This window comes from Oryzomicrobium sp. (genome assembly GCF_021287045.1).
GTDB lineage: Bacteria > Pseudomonadota > Gammaproteobacteria > Burkholderiales > Rhodocyclaceae > Oryzomicrobium.
The window spans coordinates 273,289-297,099 of record NZ_JAJTBG010000001.1 but is presented as its reverse complement, the minus strand read 5'-3'; the positions used below and the strand labels follow the sequence as shown (position 1 = coordinate 297,099).

20 protein-coding genes and 1 tRNA gene are annotated in these 23,811 nt (G+C 65.3%); 5 read left to right on the top strand and 16 right to left on the bottom strand.

Annotated features, from left to right (window positions below; genetic code table 11):
* Positions 1-55 precede the first annotated feature (55 nt).
* From LWW89_RS01350 to motA, 10 genes are all read right to left on the bottom strand, one after another.
* Positions 56-1,960 (bottom strand): chemotaxis protein CheA, encoded by a 1,905-nt coding sequence (locus tag LWW89_RS01350; protein WP_293259953.1) that lies wholly within the window; start codon positions 1,958-1,960, stop codon positions 56-58.
* Between the two features lie 10 nt (positions 1,961-1,970).
* On the bottom strand, positions 1,971-2,885 hold the full coding sequence (cheZ, locus tag LWW89_RS01345; protein WP_293259951.1) for a protein phosphatase CheZ: 915 nt from the start codon (positions 2,883-2,885) through the stop codon (positions 1,971-1,973).
* A 3-nt stretch (positions 2,886-2,888) separates the two neighbouring features.
* A complete protein-coding gene (gene cheY / locus LWW89_RS01340; protein ID WP_293259948.1) occupies positions 2,889-3,278 on the bottom strand; it encodes a chemotaxis response regulator CheY in 390 nt (129 codons plus the stop codon).
* 50 nt (positions 3,279-3,328) lie between these two features.
* Positions 3,329-4,267, bottom strand: coding sequence for a chemotaxis protein (locus LWW89_RS01335; RefSeq protein WP_293260322.1), 939 nt, complete (start codon positions 4,265-4,267; stop codon positions 3,329-3,331).
* 21 nt (positions 4,268-4,288) lie between these two features.
* Positions 4,289-5,254: a chemotaxis protein gene (locus LWW89_RS01330; protein ID WP_293259945.1), complete on the bottom strand. Its 966-nt coding sequence runs from the start codon at positions 5,252-5,254 to the stop codon at positions 4,289-4,291.
* Between the two features lie 133 nt (positions 5,255-5,387).
* Complete coding sequence (locus tag LWW89_RS01325; protein ID WP_293259942.1) at positions 5,388-7,079, bottom strand: methyl-accepting chemotaxis protein; 1,692 nt, start codon at positions 7,077-7,079, stop codon at positions 5,388-5,390.
* Between the two features lie 189 nt (positions 7,080-7,268).
* A complete protein-coding gene (locus LWW89_RS01320) occupies positions 7,269-8,318 on the bottom strand; it encodes a chemotaxis response regulator protein-glutamate methylesterase (RefSeq protein ID WP_365780816.1) in 1,050 nt (349 codons plus the stop codon).
* 58 nt (positions 8,319-8,376) lie between these two features.
* The gene (locus LWW89_RS01315; protein WP_334158374.1) at positions 8,377-9,198 is read right to left on the bottom strand and encodes a CheR family methyltransferase; all 822 of its coding nucleotides are present in this window, start codon (positions 9,196-9,198) and stop codon (positions 8,377-8,379) included.
* 384 nt (positions 9,199-9,582) lie between these two features.
* Positions 9,583-10,518, bottom strand: coding sequence for a flagellar motor protein MotB (gene motB, locus LWW89_RS01310; protein ID WP_293259939.1), 936 nt, complete (start codon positions 10,516-10,518; stop codon positions 9,583-9,585).
* Between the two features lie 21 nt (positions 10,519-10,539).
* Positions 10,540-11,400 (bottom strand): flagellar motor stator protein MotA, encoded by an 861-nt coding sequence (gene motA, locus LWW89_RS01305; protein ID WP_293259936.1) that lies wholly within the window; start codon positions 11,398-11,400, stop codon positions 10,540-10,542.
* Between the two features lie 290 nt (positions 11,401-11,690).
* Between motA and LWW89_RS01300 the strand changes: the two genes are divergently transcribed.
* Positions 11,691-12,284: an NUDIX hydrolase gene (locus LWW89_RS01300; protein ID WP_293259933.1), complete on the top strand. Its 594-nt coding sequence runs from the start codon at positions 11,691-11,693 to the stop codon at positions 12,282-12,284.
* Positions 12,285-12,368: 84 nt separating this feature from the next.
* Here LWW89_RS01300 and LWW89_RS01295 read toward each other — a convergent pair whose 3' ends face one another.
* The gene (locus LWW89_RS01295; protein ID WP_293259930.1) at positions 12,369-13,163 is read right to left on the bottom strand and encodes an energy transducer TonB; all 795 of its coding nucleotides are present in this window, start codon (positions 13,161-13,163) and stop codon (positions 12,369-12,371) included.
* A gap of 135 nt (positions 13,164-13,298) precedes the next feature.
* On the opposite strand from LWW89_RS01295, the gene LWW89_RS01290 reads away from it, so the two are divergent.
* Both LWW89_RS01290 and LWW89_RS01285 read left to right on the top strand, forming a co-directional pair.
* Positions 13,299-13,964, top strand: coding sequence for an HNH endonuclease (locus LWW89_RS01290; RefSeq protein ID WP_293259927.1), 666 nt, complete (start codon positions 13,299-13,301; stop codon positions 13,962-13,964).
* Positions 13,965-14,037: 73 nt separating this feature from the next.
* The gene (locus LWW89_RS01285; RefSeq protein ID WP_293259924.1) at positions 14,038-14,751 is read left to right on the top strand and encodes a DUF599 domain-containing protein; all 714 of its coding nucleotides are present in this window, start codon (positions 14,038-14,040) and stop codon (positions 14,749-14,751) included.
* Positions 14,752-14,918: 167 nt separating this feature from the next.
* On the opposite strand, the gene LWW89_RS01280 is transcribed toward LWW89_RS01285, so the two are convergent.
* Positions 14,919-15,011, bottom strand: a tRNA-Ser gene (locus tag LWW89_RS01280).
* A gap of 224 nt (positions 15,012-15,235) precedes the next feature.
* Here LWW89_RS01280 and mltF point away from each other — a divergent pair.
* Together mltF and LWW89_RS01270 are read left to right on the top strand one after the other, a co-directional pair.
* Positions 15,236-16,753 carry a membrane-bound lytic murein transglycosylase MltF gene (mltF, locus tag LWW89_RS01275; protein WP_293259921.1) on the top strand — a complete coding sequence of 506 codons (1,518 nt, stop codon included), beginning with the start codon at positions 15,236-15,238 and terminating at the stop codon, positions 16,751-16,753.
* Positions 16,754-16,783: 30 nt separating this feature from the next.
* Entirely contained in the window at positions 16,784-17,605 is an 822-nt protein-coding gene (locus LWW89_RS01270) for a ferritin-like domain-containing protein (protein ID WP_293259918.1), read from the top strand.
* A gap of 288 nt (positions 17,606-17,893) precedes the next feature.
* On the opposite strand, the gene serS is transcribed toward LWW89_RS01270, so the two are convergent.
* The 4 genes from serS to LWW89_RS01250 all read right to left on the bottom strand — a co-directional run bounded on the left by serS (position 17,894) and on the right by LWW89_RS01250 (position 23,806).
* Positions 17,894-19,210, bottom strand: coding sequence for a serine--tRNA ligase (serS, locus tag LWW89_RS01265; RefSeq protein ID WP_293259915.1), 1,317 nt, complete (start codon positions 19,208-19,210; stop codon positions 17,894-17,896).
* A gap of 550 nt (positions 19,211-19,760) precedes the next feature.
* A complete protein-coding gene (locus tag LWW89_RS01260) occupies positions 19,761-21,254 on the bottom strand; it encodes a replication-associated recombination protein A (RefSeq protein ID WP_293259912.1) in 1,494 nt (497 codons plus the stop codon).
* Positions 21,255-21,411: 157 nt separating this feature from the next.
* Positions 21,412-22,134 carry a hypothetical protein gene (locus LWW89_RS01255; protein WP_293259909.1) on the bottom strand — a complete coding sequence of 241 codons (723 nt, stop codon included), beginning with the start codon at positions 22,132-22,134 and terminating at the stop codon, positions 21,412-21,414.
* A 1-nt stretch (position 22,135) separates the two neighbouring features.
* A complete protein-coding gene (locus LWW89_RS01250; protein ID WP_293259906.1) occupies positions 22,136-23,806 on the bottom strand; it encodes a transglycosylase domain-containing protein in 1,671 nt (556 codons plus the stop codon).
* Between the last annotated feature and the right edge of the window lie 5 nt (positions 23,807-23,811).

Here is a 23,811-nt window from a genome sequence, read left to right as displayed (position 1 = left end):
AAATGAAAAAGCGGGGCGTGAGCCCCGCTTTTTCATCCGGCAGTGGTGAGCCCGGTCAGTGCACTTCCAGGGCGCGCAGGCTGCGGCTGTCGGAATCGAGGTGCTGCCCCATGTCCGCCAGCAGTTCCTTCATGTCCAGGATCAGCACGATCTGGCCGTTGGACAGGGTGGTGACCCCGGCCACGCCGCGGGGGCGGAAATCCTCGAGGGACTTGATCACCGCATCGTCGCGGCCGGCGAAGTTGTCCACGCCGAGGATGAAGCTCTTTTCCGCGGTCTGCATCAGCACGCCGTAATCGGCCGGACGCTCCTGGGGCCAGCCCAGCAGCTTGGCCAGGGATACCACGGGCAGGATCTCGCCGCGGACCACCAGGGTTTCCTTGCCGCCCACCTCCTGGATCTTGCTACGATCCACCGGCAGGATTTCGCGGACCAGCGAGAGCGGCAGGGCGAACGGCTGGTCGCCGAGCAGTACCAGCAGCACCGGCAGGATCGCCAGGGTGAGCGGCAGGGAGATGATGAACACCGACCCCTTGCTCGGCTCGGAGCGGATTTCGACCGAACCGTTGAGCTTCTGGATGTTGGTCTTGACCACGTCCATGCCCACGCCCCGGCCGGACACATCGGAGGCCTGGGTCTTGGTCGAGAAGCCGGGCAGGAAGATCAGGTTGAGGCTCTGGCGCTCGTCCAGGGTGTTGGCCTCTTCCTCGGAGATCAGGCCCTTTTCCACCGCCTTGGCGCGGATGCGCTCGGCGCTCATGCCGCGGCCGTCGTCGGCGATGATCAGCAGGATGTGGTCGCCCTCCTGGCGCGCTTCCAGGCGCACCAGGCTCTTGGCCGGCTTGCCGGCGGCGGCCCGCTCTTCCGGGCCTTCCACGCCGTGGTCCACGGCGTTGCGGATGAGGTGGATGAGGGGGTCGGCCAGATCCTCGATCATGGTCTTGTCCACCTCGGTTTCCTCGCCGGCCAGCACCAGCTCCACGTCCTTACCCAGTTGGCGGGCCAGGTCCCGGGCAATGCGCGGGTACTTCTGGAAGAGGCGGCCGATGGGCTGCATGCGGGTCTTCATCACCGCGTTCTGCAGGTCGGACACCAGCAGGTCGAGCTGGGAGACGGCCTGGTCCAGGGCATGCAGGGTGTCGGCATCGTTCTTGCCGGCCAGGATGTCCACCCGCAGGCTGGTCAGGCGGTTCTTGGTCAGGCCGATCTCGCCGGACAGGTTGAGCACCTGGTCGAGGCGGGCCGTATCGACGCGGATGGTGTTCTCACGCACCCGCTCCTCGACGCGGCGGCCGGCCGGCACGGCGGCACCGGGCTTGTCGACAGCGCGGCGGCCGTAGGGCGGCGGCACCGGAGTCACCGTGGCACCGGCGGGGGCCGCGGGCGCGGTTGCGGCCGCAGCGGCCGGCGTCTGGTGCGGGATCACGGCGGGCACGCCGGTGATCGCAGCATGGAGCACCGCCCAATCGGGCCCGCCATCGGCGGCCGCGGGGATCGTACCAGCGGCAGCGGGAGCAGAGGCGGCCACGGGCGCGGCCGTCGGTGCGGCAGCCGCACCCGGAACTGCGCCCGCCTCAAGGGTGTGGCGCAGGGCGGCGATCAGGGCATCGTCGGCGGGCCGGGGCTGGACGCCGCCGGAGAGCTCGCCGAACATGTCGCGCACACCCTTGGTGGCCGCCATGATCAGGTCCATCAACTCCGGCGTGAGGTGCATCTCGGAGTTGCGCAGCCGGTCGAACAGGTTCTCGGTGAGATGGCACAGGGTGACCAGCTCGGTGGCGTTGAGGAACCCGGCGCCGCCCTTGATGGTGTGGAAGCCGCGGAAGATGTCGTTCAGCAGTCCCCGGTCTTCCGGGTTCTTTTCCAGGTCCACCAGCTTGTTGTCCACATCGGACAGGAGGTCGTGGGCTTCCTGCAGGAAATCCTGCAGAAGATCCTCCATCCCGGCGAAATCGCTCATCGTCTTGCTCCTAGAAACCAAGGCTTTCCAGCAGGTCGTCCACCTGCTGCTGGCTGCCGACCACGTCGGTACGCCCTTCGGGATTGATCACCGGGCCGTTGAGCAGCGAATCCACCGCGTCGCTGCGCCGCGCCTCGGGCATCGCCTCCACCAGCACCTTCATCAGCCCCTCTTCCAGATCCTGGGAGAGGCTGACGATCTTCTTGATGACCTGGCCGGTGAGATCCTGGAAATCCTGGGCCATCATGATTTCCATCAACTGGTCGTTGGTGGCGCTGGCCTTCTGGGGCACCTGGGTCTTGAGGAAGTCCCGGGTTTCCGCCGCCAGGGCCTTGAACTCCTCGACCGACATCTGGTTGGCGTAGACCTTGTCCCAGCGCCCGCCCAGCGTTTCGGCGCTGGTCTGGAGCTCGTCCTGGATCGGCTTGGCGATGTCGGTGGCGTTAAGCACGCGGCAGGCGGCCTGCTCGGTCAGGTTGGCCACGTATGCCAGCCGGTCCTTGGCATCGGGCAGCGCCGACATGGTGTTTTCGAGCAGCTTGTCGTAACCCAGTTCGCGCAGGGTGTCGTGCAACTGCCGGGCCATCTGGCCGATGCGGTTGAACACCCGATCCTGGCCAGGCCAGGATTCGCCGGCACCGGCCGCCACGATCAGGGCGCGGGGCACTTCGCGCAGGGCCTCCACGGTGCTGGCGACTTCCGGCTCGGCAGCCGGCACGCTGGTGCCGGCCACCGAGTCGAACAGGGCTTGAAGCTCGTCGGAATCCCCGGCCGCTCCCGCGCTGGCAGGCGCGGCGGGTGCTGGCGCAGGCGCCGGGGCAGGTGCGGCGGGCGCTTCCTGCGGGAGGGTCGAGGAGATGCTGTCGAACAGGGCCTCCAGCTCTGCGCTGTCGCCCGCCTCCCCAAAATTGGCCGGATTGCTCATCAATCAGACCCCCATCTTTTCAAAAATCTTCTGCAGCTTTTCGCTCAACACCGCCGACGTGAACGGTTTGACGATATAACCGCTCGCGCCGGCCTGAGCCGCTGCGATGATGTTCTCGCGCTTGGCCTCGGCGGTGATCATCAGCACCGGCAGGTGTTTCAGCGTCGGTGTGGCGCGGATGGTCTGCAGCAGGGTAAGGCCATCCATGTTCGGCATGTTCCAGTCGGTGACGACGAAATCGATGCCGCCAGCCTGGAGTTTTTGCAGTGCGATCGCGCCGTCCTCGGCTTCGTCGACGTTGGTGAAGCCTAGCTCCTTGAGCAGGTTGCGGACGATTCGACGCATGGTCGAAAAGTCGTCCACCACCAGGAATTTCATCTTGGGATCGGGCATGGCGTGACTCCGGTTCTAATTCTTAGCGGGTGTCTCTGAGGGGGAAGGAATCAACGTTCCACGAGGGGGCGCAGGGTATCGGCCAGGATTTCGGCGTCGAATTTCCCCACGTAGGCATCGACACCCACCGCCTTGCCCATGGCGCGGTTGGCTTCGGACGACAGGGAGGAGTGCATCACCACCGGCACCCCGTCGAAGCGGGGGTCGGCCTTGATGTTCTTGGTCAGGACGTAGCCGTCCATTTCCGGCATTTCGGCATCCACCAGGATCAAGCGAATCTCGTCGCGCACCGACTTGTGAATCTGCTGGCAGTGGGCGGCGATGGCCTGGAGCCGGGACAGGGCCTCGGCGCCGTTGGTGGCATGCTTGTGCTTGACGCCGAGCTTGTCGAGCACCTCGGCGATCTTCTTGCGGGCGACGATGGAATCGTCGGCGAAGAAGACGGTAGTGTCCTCCTCGACGCTGGCCGGGGCGATGTCCACCACCACGGCCTCGCCGAAGGCGTTGGCCAGTATCTGCTCCACGTCGAGGATCGACACCAGGTGGCCGCCTTCGAGCTCGATGACGGCGGAAATGAGGCCCTGGTTGGCGACCAGCACCGATTCGGGCGCCTTCACCTTTTCCCAGTCCACCCGGATGATGCGATCCACCTCGTCCACCAGGAAGCCCAGGGTGCGGCGGCTGTATTCGGCCACCATCATCGACTTGCCGATGGCCGGCGCCTCGCCGTCCAGTTGCAGGAAGGAGGACAGGGACAGCACGGGAATGACATTGCCGCGCAGGGAGATCAGGCCTTCCACGCCGCGGGGCATGTTGGGGGTCCTGGTGATGTGGGGGGTTCGCCCCACTTCGCGCACCTTGAACACGTTGATCCCGAAGGTTTCCCGGGTGCCCAGGGAAAACAGCAGGATTTCCATCTGATTGGAGCCGGCCAGCTTGGTGCGGGCATCCACGCTTTCCAGCAGGTTTTTCTTGTCAGCAAGATTCATCGTCATCGTCCCCTGCGAACCTTATTCCGCCTCGACGGGCAGAGATGCCCCCAGGCGCCGGGCCAGGGTTTCGGCCAGACGCTGCGGTTCGAACTTGGCCACGTATTCGTCAACGCCGACCGACAGGCCGAGCTTCTGGTTGGACATGCCGGACAGGGACGAATGCATGATCACTGGAATGTTGGCGAAGCGCGGATCGGTCTTGATCTGCTTGGTCAGCATGTAGCCGTCCAGTTCAGGCATCTCGATATCGGTGAGCACCAGGCTCACCACATCGCTGGTCGGCTTGCCCTGGCCCTGGGCGTAGGTGGCCAGCTTCTCCAGTTCGGAGAGAGCTTGGCGGCCGTTGATGGCCGCCACGTAGCGCACGCCCATGGCGTCGAGGGTGCGCTGAATCTGCTTGCGGGCGACGATGGAATCGTCGGCGAAGAGCACGGTACAGTCGGGCCGGTCGATCGGGCGGATCGTGCGGAACTGGAATTCGTCGTCGTAGCGGGAGGTCTCGGAAAGCACCTTCTCCACGTCCATCATCATCACCAGCCGGTTGTCGCGCAGCTCGGTCACGGCGGTGACCAGGCCGCCCATCTCGGCCACCAGCATTTCCGGCGGCACCCGCATCTGGCTCCAGTCCAGGCGCAGGATGGTATCGACGGCTTCGACCAGGAAGCCCTGGGTGTGGCCGTTGTACTCGGTGACGATCATGATGTCCCGGGGCGACTCGGTCTGGACGCCGGCGTACTTGGCCAGGTCCACCACCGGCACCAGGGCGCCGCGCAGGCTGACCATGCCCTCGACCGACGCCGGCATTTCCGGTGCCGAGGTGATCGGCGGCGTGCGCATCACTTCCCGCACCTTGAAGACGTTGATGCCGAACGTTTCCTTGCGGCCGTTGCGGGCATCCTGTCCCAAGGTGAACAGGAGGATTTCCAGTTTGTTGGTGCCGGCCAGTTTGGTCCGGGCGTCGATGCTCTTCAGCAGTTCAGACATTGTTTCTCCCAGGCCGCGGGATCTTCTGAATCGGAAATTCAGTGGTGCGCGGGCGGCGAATTTTAACGGATTCGGACGAAATGCCGCTCAATCGGAGCATACACGTAATTTTTGTCATTCTGTATGAACGGCCTCATCCTTCCGTTCTGTAGCCGATGCGGAACCCTCCCCAGTGCCGGCCATCGACGTAAACCGGGGCCGAAATGTCATGCATGATCTCCCCCGTGTCGCGCCTGTAGGTCTGTAGCAGGAAAGGCTGGGTATGGGCGCCGCAGCGCTTGCCCACGGGGTCGTCGAAGATGCGCTTGGTGCGGTTGCCGACGAAATCCTTCTTTTCGTCCCCGGTGAGCGGCTGGGAAAAACGCTGGTTATGGGTCGGTACGTAACCCCGGGCGTCGCAGGCGATGGCATAGACGATTTCCGGGTGCCGCTGGAGCAGGGGCTCCTGGACGGCGGGCAGCACGCCGTCGGCGAAGGCGTCGAAGCGGGTCAAGAATTTTTGCGGCTTGGTGCCGGAAATCGGCTGGTACTGTCCGTCGAACAGATCGTCCGCCCCGACCTTGCCCCGGGCCACGGCCTGGGAAAAGACTTCGGAAACGGCCCGCGCCGCCTGCTCCACCACACCGGGCATGCCGGAATGGATGGACAGGGCCCGGTCGCCGGCCTCGCCCAGGCGGAACACGTCGCCGATCTCGTTCAGGTTGGCGGACAGGTATTCCAGATGGCGGGCTTCGCGCAGCGCCGCGTCGGACGAGGCGCTGTTGGCCTCGACCATGGACATGATCTCGCTGACATGGGCGGCGATCTCCTGCCCGCTGCGGCTCTGGTCGTCGATGGTGGCGGCAATGGCGCGCACCTTGTCCTGGGTATCCCGGGCGCCGGCGTTGATCCGGGCCAGGGCTTCCGCCGCCTGCCGGGCCAGGGCCGCGCCCTGCACGGCCTGGGCCGACCCCGCGCCGATGCTGCCGATGGCCGAACGGGTCTCGGTCTGGATCGCGCCGATCACCCCAGTGATCTCGCCGGTGGCCAGGGACGTGCGCTCGGCCAGCTTGCGCACCTCGTCGGCCACCACGGCGAAGCCGCGGCCCGCCTCGCCGGCCCGGGCAGCCTCGATGGCGGCATTGAGCGCCAGCAGGTTGGTCTGATCAGCGATCTCGCGGATGGTGCGGACGATGCCGGAAATGGCCTCGGAGCGCTCACCCAGGGCCTGGAGCACCTGTGCCGACTGGTCCACCGAGGCGGCGATCCGCCCCATCTCTTGGGCCGCCTCGGCCACGATCCCCTCCCCTTCGGCCGACAGGGCGGTGGCGGTCTCGGCGATCTCAGCCGTTTCGCCGGCCTTGGCGCTGACCTCGCCCAAGCGCTCCGACAGCACATTCATCGAGGCAGCGGAAGCCTGGGCGGCATCGTGCTGACGGGCCGAGCCGCCGGCCACCTGGTTGGCCTCGCCCACCAGCTGGCGCGCCGCCCGCCCCACTTCCCGGGAATTGAAGAAGACCTTGCCGATGATGGTCTGGATGCTGCCCACCAAGCGGTTGTAGGCCTGGGCGGCGGCGGCCAGGTCGGCAGGGCCGTCGGTGGGGGCACGGCGGGTCAAGTCCCCATCGGCATAGGTTTTTTCCAGGGTCTGTTGCAAGGCACGCACCGGCGCCAGCAGGGACCGGGCCAGCACGGCCCCGCCGCCCCAGGCCAGCACCGCCAGCACGGCCGCCGCCCCCAGCCAGAGCGCCTGGGCGGCGCCCGCCTGCCCCAGTGCATAGCCTCCGCCAAGCGCCAGGAGAACCGCGAACACGAGCGCCAGGGAAATCTTCGCCCCAATTTTCATCGAATCACTCCTCCGCCAGTCGGCGCCGGCAAGCCGGCCGATCATCGCTTATCCGGACCGCCCGGCATCGGGCAGGGCGGCCACGCTTATGGGTTATTCCATGATACTTGCGGCGGCGCCTTCGGTGGAACCGGGAATGCTGTCCGGCATCGCGTCAGGCCGCTGCCGACCGTGCCAAATCACACGAAATCACACACGATGTAGCCCGGCCAGCACCCGCCGGGACAGCTCGCCCAGGCTGGCAACCTCCTCCACCGCCCCCAGGACCGCCGCTTCCCGGGGCATGCCATAGACCACGCAGGACGCTTCGTCCTGGCCATAGGTGTGGGCGCCGGCGCGGCGCATGGCGAGCAGCCCCTGGGCGCCGTCCTTGCCCATGCCGGTAAGGATCACGCCGACGGCGTTGCGCCCCACCACCTCGGCGGCGGAAGAAAACAGCACGTCTACCGAAGGACGGTGCCGGTTCATGGGCGGCGCCTTGGACAGTTCGGTGACCAGCCCGGCCGGGGTGCGCTTGACCAGCAGGTGGGAGTGCCCCGGGGCGATGAAGACAATGCCGGGTTCGAGTCGCTCGTCGCCCTGGGATTCCACCACCCGGGGGGCGCACAGGCTGTCCAGCCGGCGGGCGAAGGAGCCGGTGAAGGTTTCGGGCATGTGCTGCACCACCAGGGTCGGCGGGCAATCCGCCGGCATGCCGGAAAGAAAAGCCTTGATCGCTTCGGTGCCGCCGGTGGAGGCGCCGACGAACAGCACCTTGCCGCTGCCCGCGCCGAGGACGGGGCGTACCGGCGCCGGCGCGGACGCCCCCACCGCAGCCCCTCCCGCCCCGGCCGGACGCTTCGGCCGGGCGCCCTTGGCGGCGCGGATCTTGTCCTGCAACTCGGCAGCGTAGGCGGCAAAGCTTCCGCCTTCCTGGTGGGGCTTGCCAATGACGTCCACCGCCCCCAGCTCCAGAGCCTTCAGTTGGACATCCGACCCCTCGCCGGCCAGGGACGAGACCACCACCACCGGCAGCGGGGAGAGGCGCATCAGGCGTTCGAGAAAGACCAGGCCGTCGGTACCGGGCATGGCCACGTCCAGGGTCACCACGTCAGGGGCCAGGAGCTTGATGCGCCCCTGGGCGGACTGGGCATCGGCGGCGCTGCCCACTACCTCCAAATCTGGCGCGGCGATCAGGTCAGAGAGCAGGCGCCGCATGACCAGGGAATCGTCGACCACCAGGACGCGAGTCATCACCATGGCCGGTCAGCCCCGGAAGCCGGCGCGGCACGGGCGGGAAACTGGCCCCCCATGGGCATCACGCCGGACGCCGCGCCAGTTCGTAGACCGTCTTGCCCAGGGAGCGGAACAGGTCGGCGGCGTGCAGGAAGCTTTCAGAATGGCCGGCGAAGAGCAGGCCGTCCGGATGCATCAGGGGGGCGAAGCGGGACAGGATCTGGTACTGGGTCGGCTTGTCGAAATAGATCATCACGTTGCGGCAGAACAGGGCATCCAGAGGGCCCTTCACCGGCCAGTTGGGCTCGAGCAGGTTGATGCGCTGGAAGCTGACCAGCTTGCGCAGCTCCGGACGCACGCACAGTTGCCCTTCCTGGCTGCCGGTGCCCTTGAGGAAGAAGCGCTTGATGCGCTCGGGCGACATCTTGTCCACCCGGTCGGCCGGATACACCCCCTTCTGGGCCGTGGCCAGCACGTTGGTATCGAGGTCGGTGGCCAGGATCGACACCGGCACGTCGGCAGTGCCGAAGGTTTCCATCACCGTCATGGCGATGGAGTACGGCTCCTCACCGGTGGAAGCGGCGCTGCACCAAATCTTGATCGGCCGGCCGGTACCGATCTTGCGCAGGTGGTCGGCCAGGATCGGGAAATGGTGCGGCTCGCGGAAGAACGAGGTGAGGTTGGTGGTGAGCGAATTGACGAAACGCTCCCACTCCGCCCGGTCGCCGCTCTCCAGGATCGCCAGGTAATCGGCGAAGGTGCGCTTGCCGGTGGCGCGCAGGCGCCGCGCCAGGCGCGAATAGACCATGTCCTGCTTGATCGGCGACAGGGAGATGCCGGCGTACTGGTGGATGAGCTTGCGGATGCGCTCAAAATCCGCCGGGGTGAATTCGAACTCCCGCACCGGCGAGGCTCCCTCGGTCCGGGACGGCAGAAGGGAGGAAAGCGTACCGGCTGCGCCGCTCAACGGGCGGGCGGGCGTCGCCGGAACCGTTGGTGCCAGACCAGAGCGCCCCGGGGGCGCGGCCGGACGTGCCGGTGCCGCCGGGGCGCCGCCCGACACCGGGCGTGGCACGGTGCCCGTAGGAGAAGGCCGAAGCGGAGTCGGCGACGGGGACGACAGGGGGCGAGCGAGGCTCCCCGGGGGATGGATGCCGCCGGGCGGCGGCTTTTTGCTATCGGACATGGCCGGGACAATACCTCATGACAGGCGCCCCTCCCCTGACCTGGCAGGACGCCGTGGTTGCTGCCGAAGCTCCCGGGGCGCCGAGGCGCCCCGCCGCGAAAGTCAGCGCCCTTCCTGGGCGCCGCCGACCAGGCTTTCGGCCGGCACGGCCGGCGCGTCGGCCTCGGGATCGCCCTCGCGCAGGAAGGCTTCTTCGGTCTTCTTGTTCAGGACAACGATGCTGATACGGCGGTTCACCGGGTTGAGGGGATCGTTCTTGTCGAACATGACGGTAGACGACATGCCCACTACCCGCAGCACCTTGCTGTCGTTCATGCCGCCGTTCACCAGTTCGCGACGGCAGGCATTGGCGCGCATCGACGATAGCTCCCAGTTGGAAAAGCCCCGGGCGCCGCCGGAATACTGGGCCGCGTCGGTGTGTCCGGAAATGCTCACCTTGTTCGGCACCTGCTCCAGAATCTTGGCGATCTCGCGCAGCAGGTCCCGGGTGTAGGGTTTCAGGTCCGCGCTGGAGAGGTCGAACATCGGCCGGTTCTGCTCGTCCACGATCTGGATGCGCAGGCCCTCGCTGGTGATGTCGAGCAGCAACTGGCTCTTGAACTGCTTGAGGGTCGGCGTCTTGTCGATCACCTCCTCGATGCGGTTCTTCAATTCACCCAGGATGGCCCTTTCCTTGCGCTCGAACTCCAGGGCGGCCTCCTTGGTAGTGAAGGACTTGCTCTTGGCCTCGATCTCGCCCTTCTTCACCTGGCCGGCGGAACGGGTCAGATCCTTGCCGCCGCCCTTGACCACCGACGACGAATCGCCGGTGCCGTTGTCGCCGCCGTAGAGGGCCACCTTGAGAGGCGTCTTGAAGTATTCGGAAATGCCCTCGAAATCCCCCTTGGCGGTGGAGCCGAGCAGCCACATCAAAAGAAAGAAGGCCATCATCGCCGTCACGAAGTCGGCATAGGCGATCTTCCACGCACCACCGTGGTGGCCGTGGCCACCCTTCTTGATGCGCTTGACGATAATCGGGCGCTGGGAGTCGTCGCTCACCGTGATAGTCCTCGGCCCGCCTTACTTGCCCTTGCGGGCCTTGATCTCGTCTTCCAGCTCGCGGAAGGTCGGACGTTCGCTGGAGAACAGCACCTTGCGGCCAAACTCGATCGCCACCTGAGGGGCATAGCCCGACATGGAGGCCAGCAGCACCACCTTCATGCACTGGTACATCTTGGTCTCTTCGCTGGCCTTCTGTTCGAGCAGGCTGGCCACCGGGCCGATGAAGCCGTAGGCCAGCAGAATACCGAGGAAGGTACCCACCAGCGCCGCGGCGATCAGCTTGCCCAGCTCGGCGGGGGGGATGCCCACCGACTCCATGGTGTGCACCACGCCCATCACGCAGGCCACGATACCGAAGGCCGGCATGCCGTCGGCCAGGCGGTTGATGGCGGCCACGGGCACCTCGGCCTCGTGGTGGTGGGTTTCGATCTCGTTGTCCATCAGGTTTTCGATCTCGAAGGCGTTCAGGTTGCCCCCCACCATCATGCGCAGGTAGTCGGTCAGGAACTCCACCGCATGGTGGTCGCCGCTGATGCTCGGGTACTTGGTGAAGATCGGGCTCTGCTCCGGGTTCTCCACGTCGGCCTCGATGGACATCAGGCCTTCCTTGCGCACCTTGGCGAGCAGTTCGAACAGCAGCGCCAGCAGGTCCATGTACAGGGCCTTGGTGTAGCGGGAGCCCTTGAAGGCGGACGGCAGGGCCTTGAACACCGCCTTGATCGACTTGGGCGGGTTGGCGACGAAGAAGGCGCCGCCGGCGGCGCCGGCAATGATGATCAGCTCGGTGGGTTGGACCAGTGCGCCCAGGTGACCGCCGGCGAGCATGAACCCGCCCAGCACGGAGCCAAGGACGACAACATAGCCGATGATCAAAAACATGGAATCCCCTGACGCGGCCCCGATCTCGGTGGGTGCCGGAGTGAAGTTCGAGCGGGCGGCCACGGACGGGCTGCAATGAATGGCAACATTCTATCTGGAGCCCGGGGCGGGCGGCAAAACCGGCCATCATATATTTCACGGCGGCGGCAAGAATGGCCGCGCCAATGTGGCAAAAACGTGACGAAATCCGCTGAATCCGCCCCCCGGACCGCCGGCAAAGCGGCAGCGAACTCCGCTACACTGGAACCCCGGCCCCGGCGCCGGGCATTCCACTCCCCCGCCTTTCCGCCATGAATTTCTGTTCCCACTGCGGCGCCCCCGTTTCCCTGCGCATTCCCGAGGGCGACCGGCTGCCCCGCCACGTCTGCGACAACTGCGGCGCCATCCACTACCAGAATCCCAAGATCGTGGCCGGCTGCGTGGCCGAATGGGAAGGGCGCATTCTGCTCTGCCGCCGCGCCATCGAACCGCGCCACGGCAAATGGACCCTGCCCGCCGGCTTCATGGAGAACGGCGAAACCACCGCCCAGGCCGCCGCCCGGGAAACCTGGGAGGAAGCCTGTGCCGTGGTGGTGGGCGCTCCCGGCGCGGCGGCGGCCGCCACCGAAGCGCAGGGCGCCGACCTGTCCCTGTTCGCCCTGGTAAACGTGCCCCACATCCACCAGGTGCACCTCTTCTACCGGGGCCACCTGCGCGATGGCCGCTTCGCCCCCGGCGAGGAAAGCCTGGAGACGGCCCTGTTCGCCGAGGACGAGATTCCCTGGGCCGAACTGGCCTTCCGCAGCGTGCGCTTCTGCCTCGAAGCCTACCTGGCCGACCGCAAGCGCGGCGCCTTCGGCCTGCACTCCTGCGACCTGCCGCCCCCGCCGCCGGAATTCCTTTAACCGCATACCGGATTGCATAGCGCCGGACAACCGGGCACCACGCCCGGCCCGGCACGGCGCGGCCGAATGGCAAGGCCGCCCCGCTCACTCCCCGGCCAGGGAAAACTCGATCGGCAGCCGCACCGAGGCGCTGCGCCCGCGCAGGGCCTCGGGCAGCGGCACCGCCGCCACCGCCCCGCGCACGATCTCCAGGGCCTGCTCGTCGAGCAGTTCGTGGCCGCAACCCCGACGCAGGCCGACCCGGGGCACGGCCAGGCCCGGCAGCAGGGTGACCGCCACCTCCACCCGCCCCTCCCAGCCCCGCTCCCGGGCCAGGGGCGGATAGCGGCGCAGGCGGCTGGCCGACCCCCCAAGGGCGATGGTGTAGGCTCGCAGCGCATCCGGCGGCGGCGCCTCGCCGCCTCCCCCGCCGGCATTTAGCGCGGCATTTACAGCGGCATTCGCAGCAGAAGTTCCACCGGAATTTCCACCAGGATTCGGCTCCCCCCTTGCCGTCGGGCCACCGACAGCGGAGGGATGCCCCGCCGCCTCGTCCGCCCGGCCTACCGATTCACCGGACTTGGGCACGGCAGCGGCCAGCGCAGATGGTGCCGATGCAACGGCTGGCGCGACCGCTTGCGCCAGCGGCGTGGGAACGGGGAGCGCATCCCGCCTGGGGCTTGGCGGCGTAGAAGAAGCATGGGCCGGCGGCACCGGTTGCGCATGGCGCGGCTTTTCGGGCATGGCCGCCGGCATGGGTGCTTCCGCCGCCTTCCCGTCGCCGCCGGACGCCGCCCCTGTGCGCTCCAGGCGGGCCTGGAGGGGCGCGGTGGCAGTTGCCGTCGGCAGTTGCGCCGGGGCCAGCAGTACCCAGGCGTGGAGGATCAGGGAAGCGCTCAAGGCCAGGGCCAGACGCTTGCCAATGGGATTTTTGGAAACGGCGGGGCCGTTTATCGGTCTAACAAACGTCAACATGGGCCACCCGGCCTTTTCGACCGGCCAGGCACCGCATTCCAAACCGCGACGACTGCCATCATGGACCCCTTCCTCCCCGCCCCTCCCGCCGACAGCGACCCGGCGGGCAGCCTCCCCCTGATACTGGCCCTCGACCAGAACGGCGTGCCCCAGCGCTGGCTGCACTGGCAGACCGCCTGCTTCTACTATGCCCGCAACCTGGTGGCCTGGGTGGCCGGCGATAACGACTTCACCTTTCACGGCGGCATCTGCCGGCGCACCGGGGAACGCTCCCACATCACCGCCAACAGTATCATCGCCGTGCGCGGCCAGGCCCGGGGCCACCTGGACTTTTCCCAGGTGCCCCCGTTGAACAACCGGGAGTTATTCCGCCGCGACCGCCACATCTGCGCCTACTGCGGCCACCAGGGCTCGGCCTTCCGCCTCACCCGGGATCACATCACCCCCGTGTCCCAGGGGGGCCGCGACGTGTGGATGAACGTGGTCACCGCCTGCCGCCCCTGCAACCAGAAGAAGGGCGGGCGGACCCCGGAACAGGCCCGCATGCAGCTGCTCTACGCCCCCTACGTGCCCAATCGGGCCGAATTCCTGATCCTGTGCAACCGCCACATCCTGGCCGACCAGATGGATTTTCTCGCCCGCCACGTCTCGGCCCGCAGCCGCCTGCACGCCGACCCGCTTCTGAGCGGTGGCCCCGTCCCCGGTCATCCCCAGTTGGCCGCCTGAACCCTCGGCCTCCCGCCCCGGCCCGCCGGCGAAATGTGGCAGAATCGCCGGCCGTTTCCGCCCTGGAGGGGCCATGCTCAAAAGCCTGCTTGCCGAGATCGGCTGGCCCGACTGGCTCGCCCTGCTCGCCTTCGTCACCGCCTGGTTCGGCTACACCTTCTATTCCGAATACGGCCGCCGCGCCCGGGAAGGGCTGGTCGGCCTGGGCCACCAGTACCGCCTGCTCTGGGCGCGCCAGCTGCTCACCCGCGAAGTGCGCATCATGGACGCCAGCCTGATCGGCAACCTGCAGACCAGCGTCTCGTTCTACGCCAACACCACCATCTACATCATCGCCGGCCTGTTCGCCGTGCTCGGCACCCTGGACAAGCTGATCACCTTCACCGCCGACCTGCCCTTCGCCGCCCACACCTCCCGGGACCTGCTCGAATTCAAGCTGCTGCTGCTCTTCGGCGTGTTCGTGGTGGCCTACTTCAAGTTCACCTGGTCCCTGCGCCAGTTCAACCTGCTGTCGATCCTGCTCGGCGCCGCCCCCTCCCCTTCCGGCTCCGGCGACCCGACCAAGCGCGAACAGGACGCCCGCCGCCTGGCGGAGGTCAATTCCCTGGCCGGCGACGAATTCAACCGGGGCATCCGCGCCTATTACTTCGGCCTGACGGCCCTCACCTGGGTGGTCAGCCCTTGGCTGTTCCTGTTCTCGACGGTGATAGTGGTGATCGTGCTTTACCGCCGCGACTACGCCTCGCGCATCGCCGCCACCCTGGCGGCGGGGCTGGGCCAGGACTGAGCCCCCTCCCGCCTCCGCCCCGGGGGCCCGTGAGGCGGGACGCACGCGGGAAAGCGGCGGTCATCGCGCCGCAAGAAAAGGCAGTGACACTGGCGTCGCGAATGCGCGCAGCAGCCCGGGCTGAAAAAGCCGGGAAGAAGAAAAACAGGGGAATGGGAAGCAGGGAGTGGCGGAGAGGAAGGGATTCGAACCCTTGTGCCAGGTTTCCCTGACCATCCGATTTCGAGTCGGCGCCGTTATGACCACTTCGGTACCTCTCCGCGCTGCCGAACCCGGGGGACCCCGGGGGCAGTGTTCCCGGCCGCGCTGCGGCGTACCGGAAGGCTGCGCAGTATAGCCTAAGCGCCCCCGGCGCGCATCCCCCGGCGGGGGTCCGGCGGGTGAAAAAAACGGGGCTGGTATCATGGCGCCTTCCCTGCCCCCCGTACTTCCCTCCCGGAGGAGACGCCGCTCCATGCCGAGCCACCTCTACCGGACTGGGGGTATGCCCCTCGGGGTCTGCCCCGCCGTCCGCCCCACCTGGCTGTCGCGCCTCGCCCGCCTTGCGCGTGCGCTGCTCGCGGCTGCCCTGGCGGCAGGGGTGGTGTCCTGTGGCGACCACGCGCCGCCACGGCTCACGGAAAGCGACGCGCTGGTGGTGGTGATCCGGGACCGGCTGACCACCCACGAGCGGGATCAGCAGGCGGAACGGATCGGCAGCCGGGGCTTCGAATCCGACCTGGTGGAGCAGTTCGCCGCCAGCATCGGCAAGCCCCTGCGCCTGGTCATCGCCCAGAGCGACCAGGAGCTCTACGAAAAGCTCAAGAGCGGCGAGGCCCATTTCGGCGCCGGCTGGCTGCCCCTGCCCGACCTGGATGCCGATTCCTTCGTCCAGGCCACGCCCTACGGCAAGAACCGGCAGGTGATCGTGCAGAACGACGCCTCCCTGCCCCTCGCCGAGCTGTCCGACCTAGCGGGCAAGACCATCCACGTGGTCGAAGGCTCCAAGCACGCCGACCGGCTCAAGGCCCTCACCGGCGTCGAGCCGCCCCCCACCATCATCGAACACAAGTCCTGGGACGAATTCGACCTGGTGGAGGCGGTGTCCGACCAGCGCATCGAGTACGCCCTGACCGACTCCCGGGTGATGGAGGTGGCGAGCAACTTCTACCCCACCTTGCAGACCACCCTGGAGGTGGGGGGCGAAAAGCCCGTCTCCTGGCTGTTCCCCGCCGACGGCGACCCGGACCTGCTGGCCCGGGCCAACGCCTTTCTCGACGAGAGCCTGCGCGACGGCACCCTGGCCCGGCTGATCGACCGCTACTTCGGCCACATCCGCCGGCTGGACCGCAACGACGTGATCAGCTACCTGGAAGCGGTCCACAGCCTGCTGCCGGACTACGAGCAGGAATTTAAGCGCGGCCAGATCATCACCGGTATCGACTGGCGCCTGCTGGCGGCCCTGGCCTACCAGGAATCGAAGTGGAACCCCCTCGCCACCAGCCCCACCGGGGTGCGCGGCATGATGATGCTCACCGAGGACACCGCCGACCATCTGGGGGTGAAGAACCGCCTCGACGCCAGCGAGAGCATCCGCGCCGGCAGCCGCTACCTGGCCGACCTGCGCGACCAGTTGCCCCCCGAAGTGAAGGAGCCGGACCGCACCTGGATGGCCCTGGCCGCCTACAACCTGGGCCTGGGCCACATGAACGGCGCCCGGGCCATCGCCCCCTCCACCGGGGCCGACCCGGACCAGTGGTTCGAGATGAAGAAGGTGCTGCCCCTGCTCTCCCGGCCCCAGTACTACAGCCGCCTCAAGTCCGGCCGCGCCCGGGGCGGCGAGGCGGTGATCCTGGTGGAAAACGTGCGCATGTTCTACGACATCCTGCAACGCCACGCCCCCGCCTACGTCCCCCTGGCCCCGCCCAAGAAGGGCGGCCGGGGCGGCAAGACCGGCCGGGCCTGCCCCCCCGGGGCACGCCCGCCCCACCCTGGCCGCCGGACCGAAACGAATCTATCGTGAAATGAAGGAACGGCGGCAGGAGAGCGGGCCATGCAGGCGCACAGAACGGACGGGGACGGCTGGACCCTGGACAACATCCCCTTGCAGGACGTGGACCTGGCCCGGGTGCGGGACCGGGAGGATTTGTTCTACCTGGTGGCCGCCGCCTCGTTCATCGAGATCGCCGCCGAGCTGTACACCGCCAACCTGGTCCAGACTTTCGCCGACGATGCGGAGGTGCGCGGCTGGCTGGAAGCCCACTGGCAGGTCGAAGAGGTGCGCCACGGCCGCGCCCTGCGCGCCTATGTGAACCACGTGTGGCCCGACTTCGACTGGCCCCGGGCCTACGCCGCCTTTTACGCCGACTATTCGCAACACTGCACGGTGGAGGAATTCGAACCCACCCACGGCCTGGAGATGGTGGCCCGCTGCGTGGTAGAAACCGGCACCTCCACCTACTACCAGGCCCTCGCCGCCCAGACCGACGAGCCGGTACTGGCGGGCATCGCCGCCCGCATCCGGGCCGAGGAGATCGGCCACTACAAGCACTTTTACCGTTACTTCCGCAAATTCAGCGCTCGCCAGCCGACCGGCCGCCTGGCGGTGCTGGGCGCCCTGCGGCGGCGCCTGGTGGAAGCCCGCCAGGACGATGCGGAATGCGCCCTGCGCCACGTTTTCGCGGTGCGCAACGGCAGCGCCGACCCGGCCCGCCTCCACGCCCTGCGCGCCCGGCTGGTGCGGCAGATGAAGCAGCAATACCCGGTGACCATGGCCGCCCGCATGCTGCTCAAGCCCCTGGACCTGCCCAGCGGCGTGGCCCGGGTGGTGGAAGGCCCGGTGGCCCGCTGGACCGCCTGGGTGCTGCAACGCTAGGCACGGGCCCAGACGTCGCCTCCAGTCGTCACCTCCAATCATCGTCCCGAGACGTCGCCATTTCGGCCCGGGGAACGGCGGCGCGACAACCGGCCCGATTCCGGCTCCGCCCCTGGTCCGCACCACGTCCCACAAGCAACGCCAGCCTCCCGCCTCCCAAGCCCCCTGCCCTACCCCGCTGCCACCAAGTCGCAGGCCACAAAAAACCCGCCTCGCGGCGGGTTTTTCGGGGGAGGCGGCGGACACCCGCATCGCCGATGCAGGCGCCGCGGCGCCACCAACTCAGACTTAGGCGGCAGCCGGGGTCAGCACTTCGACGCCGCCCATGTAGGGCACCAGGGCCTTGGGCACGGTCACCGAGCCGTCGGCCTGCTGGTAGTTCTCCAGGATCGCCACCAGGGTGCGGCCCACCGCCAGGCCGGAGCCGTTCAGGGTGTGCAGCAGTTCCGGCTTGCCCTGGGCGTTGCGGAAGCGGGCCTTCATGCGCCGGGCCTGGAAGGCCTCGCAGTTGGAGCAGGAGGAAATCTCCCGGTAGGTGCCCTGGGCCGGCAGCCACACTTCCAGGTCGTAGGTCTTGGCGGCGGAAAAGCCCATGTCGCCGGTGCACAGCACGATGCGGCGGTAGGGCAGTTCCAGCTTTTCCAGGATGGTCTCGGCGTGGCGGGTCAGTTCCTCGTGGGCCTGCTCGGACGTTTCCGGGGTCACGATGTGCACCAGCTCCACCTTGTCGAACTGGTGCTGGCGGATCATGCCCCGGGTGTCCCGGCCGTAGGAACCGGCCTCGGAGCGGAAGCAGGGGGTGTGGCTGACCAGCTTGATGGGCAGGGCGTCGGTGGCGACGATCTCGTCGCGCACCGTGTTGGTCAGGGGCACCTCGGCGGTGGGGATCAGGTAGTAATCCCGGCCGGCGCCCTCGGCCTGGCCGTCGGAGCCGCTGGCGGACGGGATCTTGAACAGGTCTTCCTCGAACTTGGGCAGCTGGCCGGTGCCGTACAGGCTGTCGCCGTTCACCAAGTAGGGGGCATAGACCTCGGTGTAGCCGTGGTCCCGGGTGTGGGTGTCGAGCATGAACTGGGCGAGGGCCCGGTGCAGGCGGGCGACGCCGCCCGTCATCAGGGTGAAGCGGCTGCCGGTGATCTTCACCGCCCGCTCGAAGTCCAGGCCGCCCAGGGCCTCGCCCACGGCCACGTGGTCCTTCACCTCGAAATCGAAGCTGCGCGGGGTGCCCCAGCGCTTGATCTCCACGTTGGCGGCCTCGTCCTTGCCCTCGGGCACCGACTCGGCGGGCAGGTTGGGCAGGGCGGCGACGATGGCTTCGAGCTTGGGCAGCAGTTCGTTGAGGCGGGCCTCGGACGCCTTCAGCTCGTCGGCCATCTTGCCCACCTCGGCCATCACCGCAGAGGCGTCCTCGCCCTTGCCCTTCAACATGCCGATCTGCTTGGACAGGCTGTTGCGCGCCGCCTGCAATTCCTGGGTGCGGGCCTGGAGCGACTTGCGCTCGGCTTCCAGGGCGGCGAATTCGGACAGGTCCACGGTCTTGCCGCGGGTGGCCAGACGGGCCTTGACGAGATCGAGGTTGGAGCGGAGCAGTTGGATGTCGAGCATGGCGGTGTGGGCTGAAAATGAAAGGCCACGCCGACCCGGCGTGGCACAGGAATCTGCGCGAAGTTGCGTAATGCCTGGATTATAAGCCGAGAAGAAGGCGGCTTCGCGGGGCGCGGAGGCTATGCGGACCGCTGCCGTAGCGGCGGCCCCGGGGGCAACGGCAAGAGCGCGGGGCCGGCCGAGAGGCGCCACGGCCTCATCGTGTCGCTACGTGGCGGGCCGGGCCGTAGGTAAAGCGCCCTGCCACGCACATGGGAGCTGCGCTGCGAGCGCGCTACGCTGGCCCGGCCCGCCGGTGCTCCGGTGCTCAGGCATCGTGGCATTGCGGCAACCACTGCCACGCCGAGCGCCCCCTGCCGCTGGATTGCCGCTGGGGAGCCATCTAGGGCATCGATCATCGGCCACGCAATCAAGCGCCCGCCCGGTGATACATGAAGAAAATTAATGTTTCAGGCGCAGCCAAAACCCAAGGTCCGCGCCATTATTAGACCTTGGCGATCCTACCCACGGGAAACATTAAAAAAATTCATGTATCACCGGCCCGCCAGCCTCAATCCTCGCTTTGCGGCTTGGGCGGTTTGGCGGGCGCCACGGGCTTGGCCGCCGGGGCCACGCCGGGGTTGGCGGCATTGGCATTGGCGGCGTTGGCAGGGTTCGCCCCAGCGCCGCGCCGGGCGCGTTCGGCGGCCCGGGCCTCCTGCCGCGCTTCTTCGTCCAGGCCCCGCAGCCAGGCCAGCTTTTCGCCGATCTTGGCTTCCATGCCCCGGGGCACGGGCTGGTACCAGCCGGGGTCGGCCATGCCGTCGGGCAGGTAGGTTTCGCCGGCGGCGTAGGCGTTGGGCTCGTCGTGGGCGTAGCGGTATTCCTTGCCGTAGCCCAGTTCCTTCATCAGCTTGGTCGGGGCGTTGCGCAGGTGGATCGGCACCGGCCGCGACACGTCGCGCTGCACGAAGGCCCGAGCCTGGTTGTAGGCCATGTAGCCGGCGTTGCTCTTGGCCGCCACCGCCAGGTAGATCACCGCCTGGGCCAGGGCCAGCTCGCCCTCGGGGGAACCGAGGCGCTCATAGGTGTCGGCGGCGGTGGTGGCGATCTCGGCGGCGCGGGGGTCGGCCAGGCCGATGTCTTCCCAGGCCATGCGGATCAGCCGGCGCGACAGGTAGCGCGGGTCGGCGCCGCCGTCGAGCATGCGCACCAGCCAGTACAAGGCGGCGTCCGGGTTGGAGCCACGCACCGACTTGTGCAGGGCCGAAATCTGGTCGTAGAAGGCCTCGCCGCCCTTGTCGAAGCGGCGCAGCTGCTGGGCCAGGGCGGCGTTGATGAAGTCGCCGTCCACCGTGGTGGTCTTGGCCGTACGGGCGGCGGTACGGATCTGTTCCAGCAGGTTGAGCAGCTTGCGGGCGTCGCCGTCGGCCACGCCGATCAGCCGCTCCTGGGCTTGCTCGTCGAAGGTCAGCTCGGGGAAGGCTTTTTCCCGGGCCCGGGCGAACAACTGGCCCATTTCCTCGGCGGTGAGGGATTGCAGCACATACACCGAGGCCCGGGAGAGCAGGGCCGAATTGACCTCGAAGGACGGGTTCTCGGTGGTGGCGCCGACGAAGGTGACAGTGCCCGATTCCACGTAGGGCAAGAAGGCGTCCTGCTGACCCTTGTTGAAGCGGTGCACCTCGTCGACGAACAGGATGGTGCGCCGCCCCCGGGCCCGCGCCGCCTCGGCCCGGGCCATGGCCTCGCGGATGTCCTTGATGCCGGAGAACACCGCCGAGAGGGCGATGAAGTCGGCGTCGAAGGCGTCTGCCATCAGCCGCGCCAGGGTGGTCTTGCCCACCCCCGGCGGCCCCCAGAAGATCATCGAATGGGGCTCGCCCGAGGCAAACGCCAGAGCCAGGGGCTTGCCCGGCCCGAGCAGGTGCTGCTGGCCGATCACCTCGGCCACGGTCTTGGGCCGCAACTGCTCCGCCAGGGGCGGCGGCGGGGCATCCACCCCGGAAGGCGCGGAGCCGCCCTCAGGGACGGGCGGCTCCAGGGAAGAAAACAGGTCGCTCATGGAGCGAATGATAGCGCGTAGGAGAACAGTACTCTCGGTTCAAAGCTCCCAAGGACTGGAGGACTAGCACGTCATCAGCAATCACCCCTTAGCTGACATACGTTACATACAGAAGCAATCGTTCAAGTGATGTCGCGGAAGGTTAAAGACTAGTGCATCACGCCAATTTTTTCTTGCCCCAACGAAGCATTGCGAGCAGCCCATATTTATTCCTTCCAGCTCGGTGATTGACTGTTTCACGACGCATCTCGATTCTTTTTTCAGCATCAGCCCACAATGGCAGAATTAATATAAACGAATACAAAATACTTCCAAATAAATTACCTTCACTCAAAAAGAAATACCCAAGATATAAAAACCCAGCCAATAGCCCCCAGGTTAATAGATGTAGCGTTGTGTTTGCTGCAGCCCTAACCAGCGCCAAGGGGGAACCAATAAATTCTGCATTAGTCAGCGGATCAAAGCTGTTATCGCGTTTATACAACAGATAGTTAAGTATTTCTATTTGCCTATAAACATAAGCTCGAGTATCGTTAACAACGCTTAAATCAAGATCCTTTTCAGGCAATACAGTTGCTTTTTCAATAAGCGACATGATTACGTAGTAATGCTTAATTGGAAGCAGGTGAGCATTTCCTGCCAAGGCTGTAGTCAATTCGGAAACTGCTTTCTCAATGTTATGACCATCCCCATGCTTAGGAAACAAGACCATTCCAGACCAAAGAAACAAAGGCGACCAGAATGTTGTCAAGCGCCTAAGCCACTCATTTCGAAGCAAATCTTGCTTAGCCTTTTGCTGGGCAAACATGTAGTCCTTAACAAGCCAACTAACGAGTGCCACAAGGATAGGTGCCACTAAGACTTTTAGGATTTCCATCATCTCAAACAATCGAAAATGCGCGATTCTCAGACCATTCCAGCAAGCTCTTTCCGATATTTTTTACAATCTGAATAGCTGTTAAATCCTTTGGACCATGCTCAGGTTGCTCGTGATTGAAGTTGAGCCATAGGCTTATTGAAACATCGTCGTTATATCCTGCAAACAGGCTACTTTTCTTAGTAGTGCCACTTTTCCCAGAAATATTCTGTGAGATAGTTCTAATGCCTGAATAGGCAAGTACCTGCTTAAGAGTCTGGATCGCTGCATAATCAGCCACCACTCGACTGCAACTTGGCCTTACGAATGCTGTCTGGCCATCCTCATATTCAACAAACCGTACTAGACGAGGCTCTATCGTCACCCCATTACGGGCAATGGAGGCGTACGCGCTCGCAAGCTTTAACAGCGAAACTCCATCTCGAACCCCACCTAGAGTTGCTGCAGTCGTAAAGGAGCTCCTATTGATTAAGGAAAACCGCTCATATGTGGACGCCAACAGATCCTGATCAAGGCAGTCGGCTAAACGTGCAAAAACCGAATTATCACTCCTTTTAAGAGCCTCTTCTAATGTCAAGCATCCATGATAGGCATGCCCATAGTTTCTGACCTGCCACTTCGCCCCAGCCTTGTTTTCTGAATGGTAGGGAGCTGATTCGAAAGTTGTTTCAGTCGACAGCCCGTATTCAATCGCGGTTAGAAGCGCAAAAGTCTTGAATGTCGATCCAGGTTGTATGCATCCTGAAAAGCTAGGACTAAATTGAGTTATCTGACCTTTACTCCAAGACGACTCAGCGAGAATATCTCCAGTTTTATTGCAAATAACAATAGCAGCGACTTGAGCGACTTCCTGCCGCCTTGATACCTCCATTAGCAATTGGTCAATCGATCTCTGAAGCGATTCATCCAAGGTGAGCTCAACAGCCTTAATGTCTCGCTCAGTAAAACCAGCCCGTACCAGTTCATCTTTCACCGCACTTTCGATTCGCTTGTTAGGCGTACGCAATATGCGAATTGGATTAACCGAGGCGTTTACAATTTCAACCCCTAGTGTCCTGGCTTTTTGCTTGGCCCTCATCCAAAACCGATCTTCGTTGTTTTCAGGATGAAATCTCTCGGGGGCCCCAAGCAATCCTATCAATGCAGGAATTTGGTCTGGCTCTAGTTTTTTGAATGACTTCCTATATACGATTCTCGCCGCCGCTTCAAAACCTCTACTGCCACGACCCATATATGAAAAATCGCAATAGGCATTAAGTATCTGGTCTTTAGTCAAGTGCCGCTCAAGTTTTAAGGCAATGACGGCCTCAGATAGCTTCCTTACCCATGTGCGTGAAGGATCAAGGAAAAGGGTTCGAGCCAATTGTTGCGTAATCGTGCTCCCACCCTGAACAAGCTTACCAGCAATCAAATTCTTGAAAAATGCGCGGGCAACTCCTTTGAAATCGATAGCGCCGTGCTGATAGAACCTTTTATCCTCTACCTCTAATAGCCACTTTTTTAGCAGCTCGGAGTTTCGGGAAGGCTGTAACGGGTAGCATAGGCCATTCCCAACAATCCCCAACAGCTTTCCTTTTCTTCCTCGCACATGGTAAGTATGCAGGGGAAGAAAATCTCCTCGCTCAATCGTCTTAAAAATATCTGACAACTGCCGAATAGTACCGATTGCATTCATTCCAC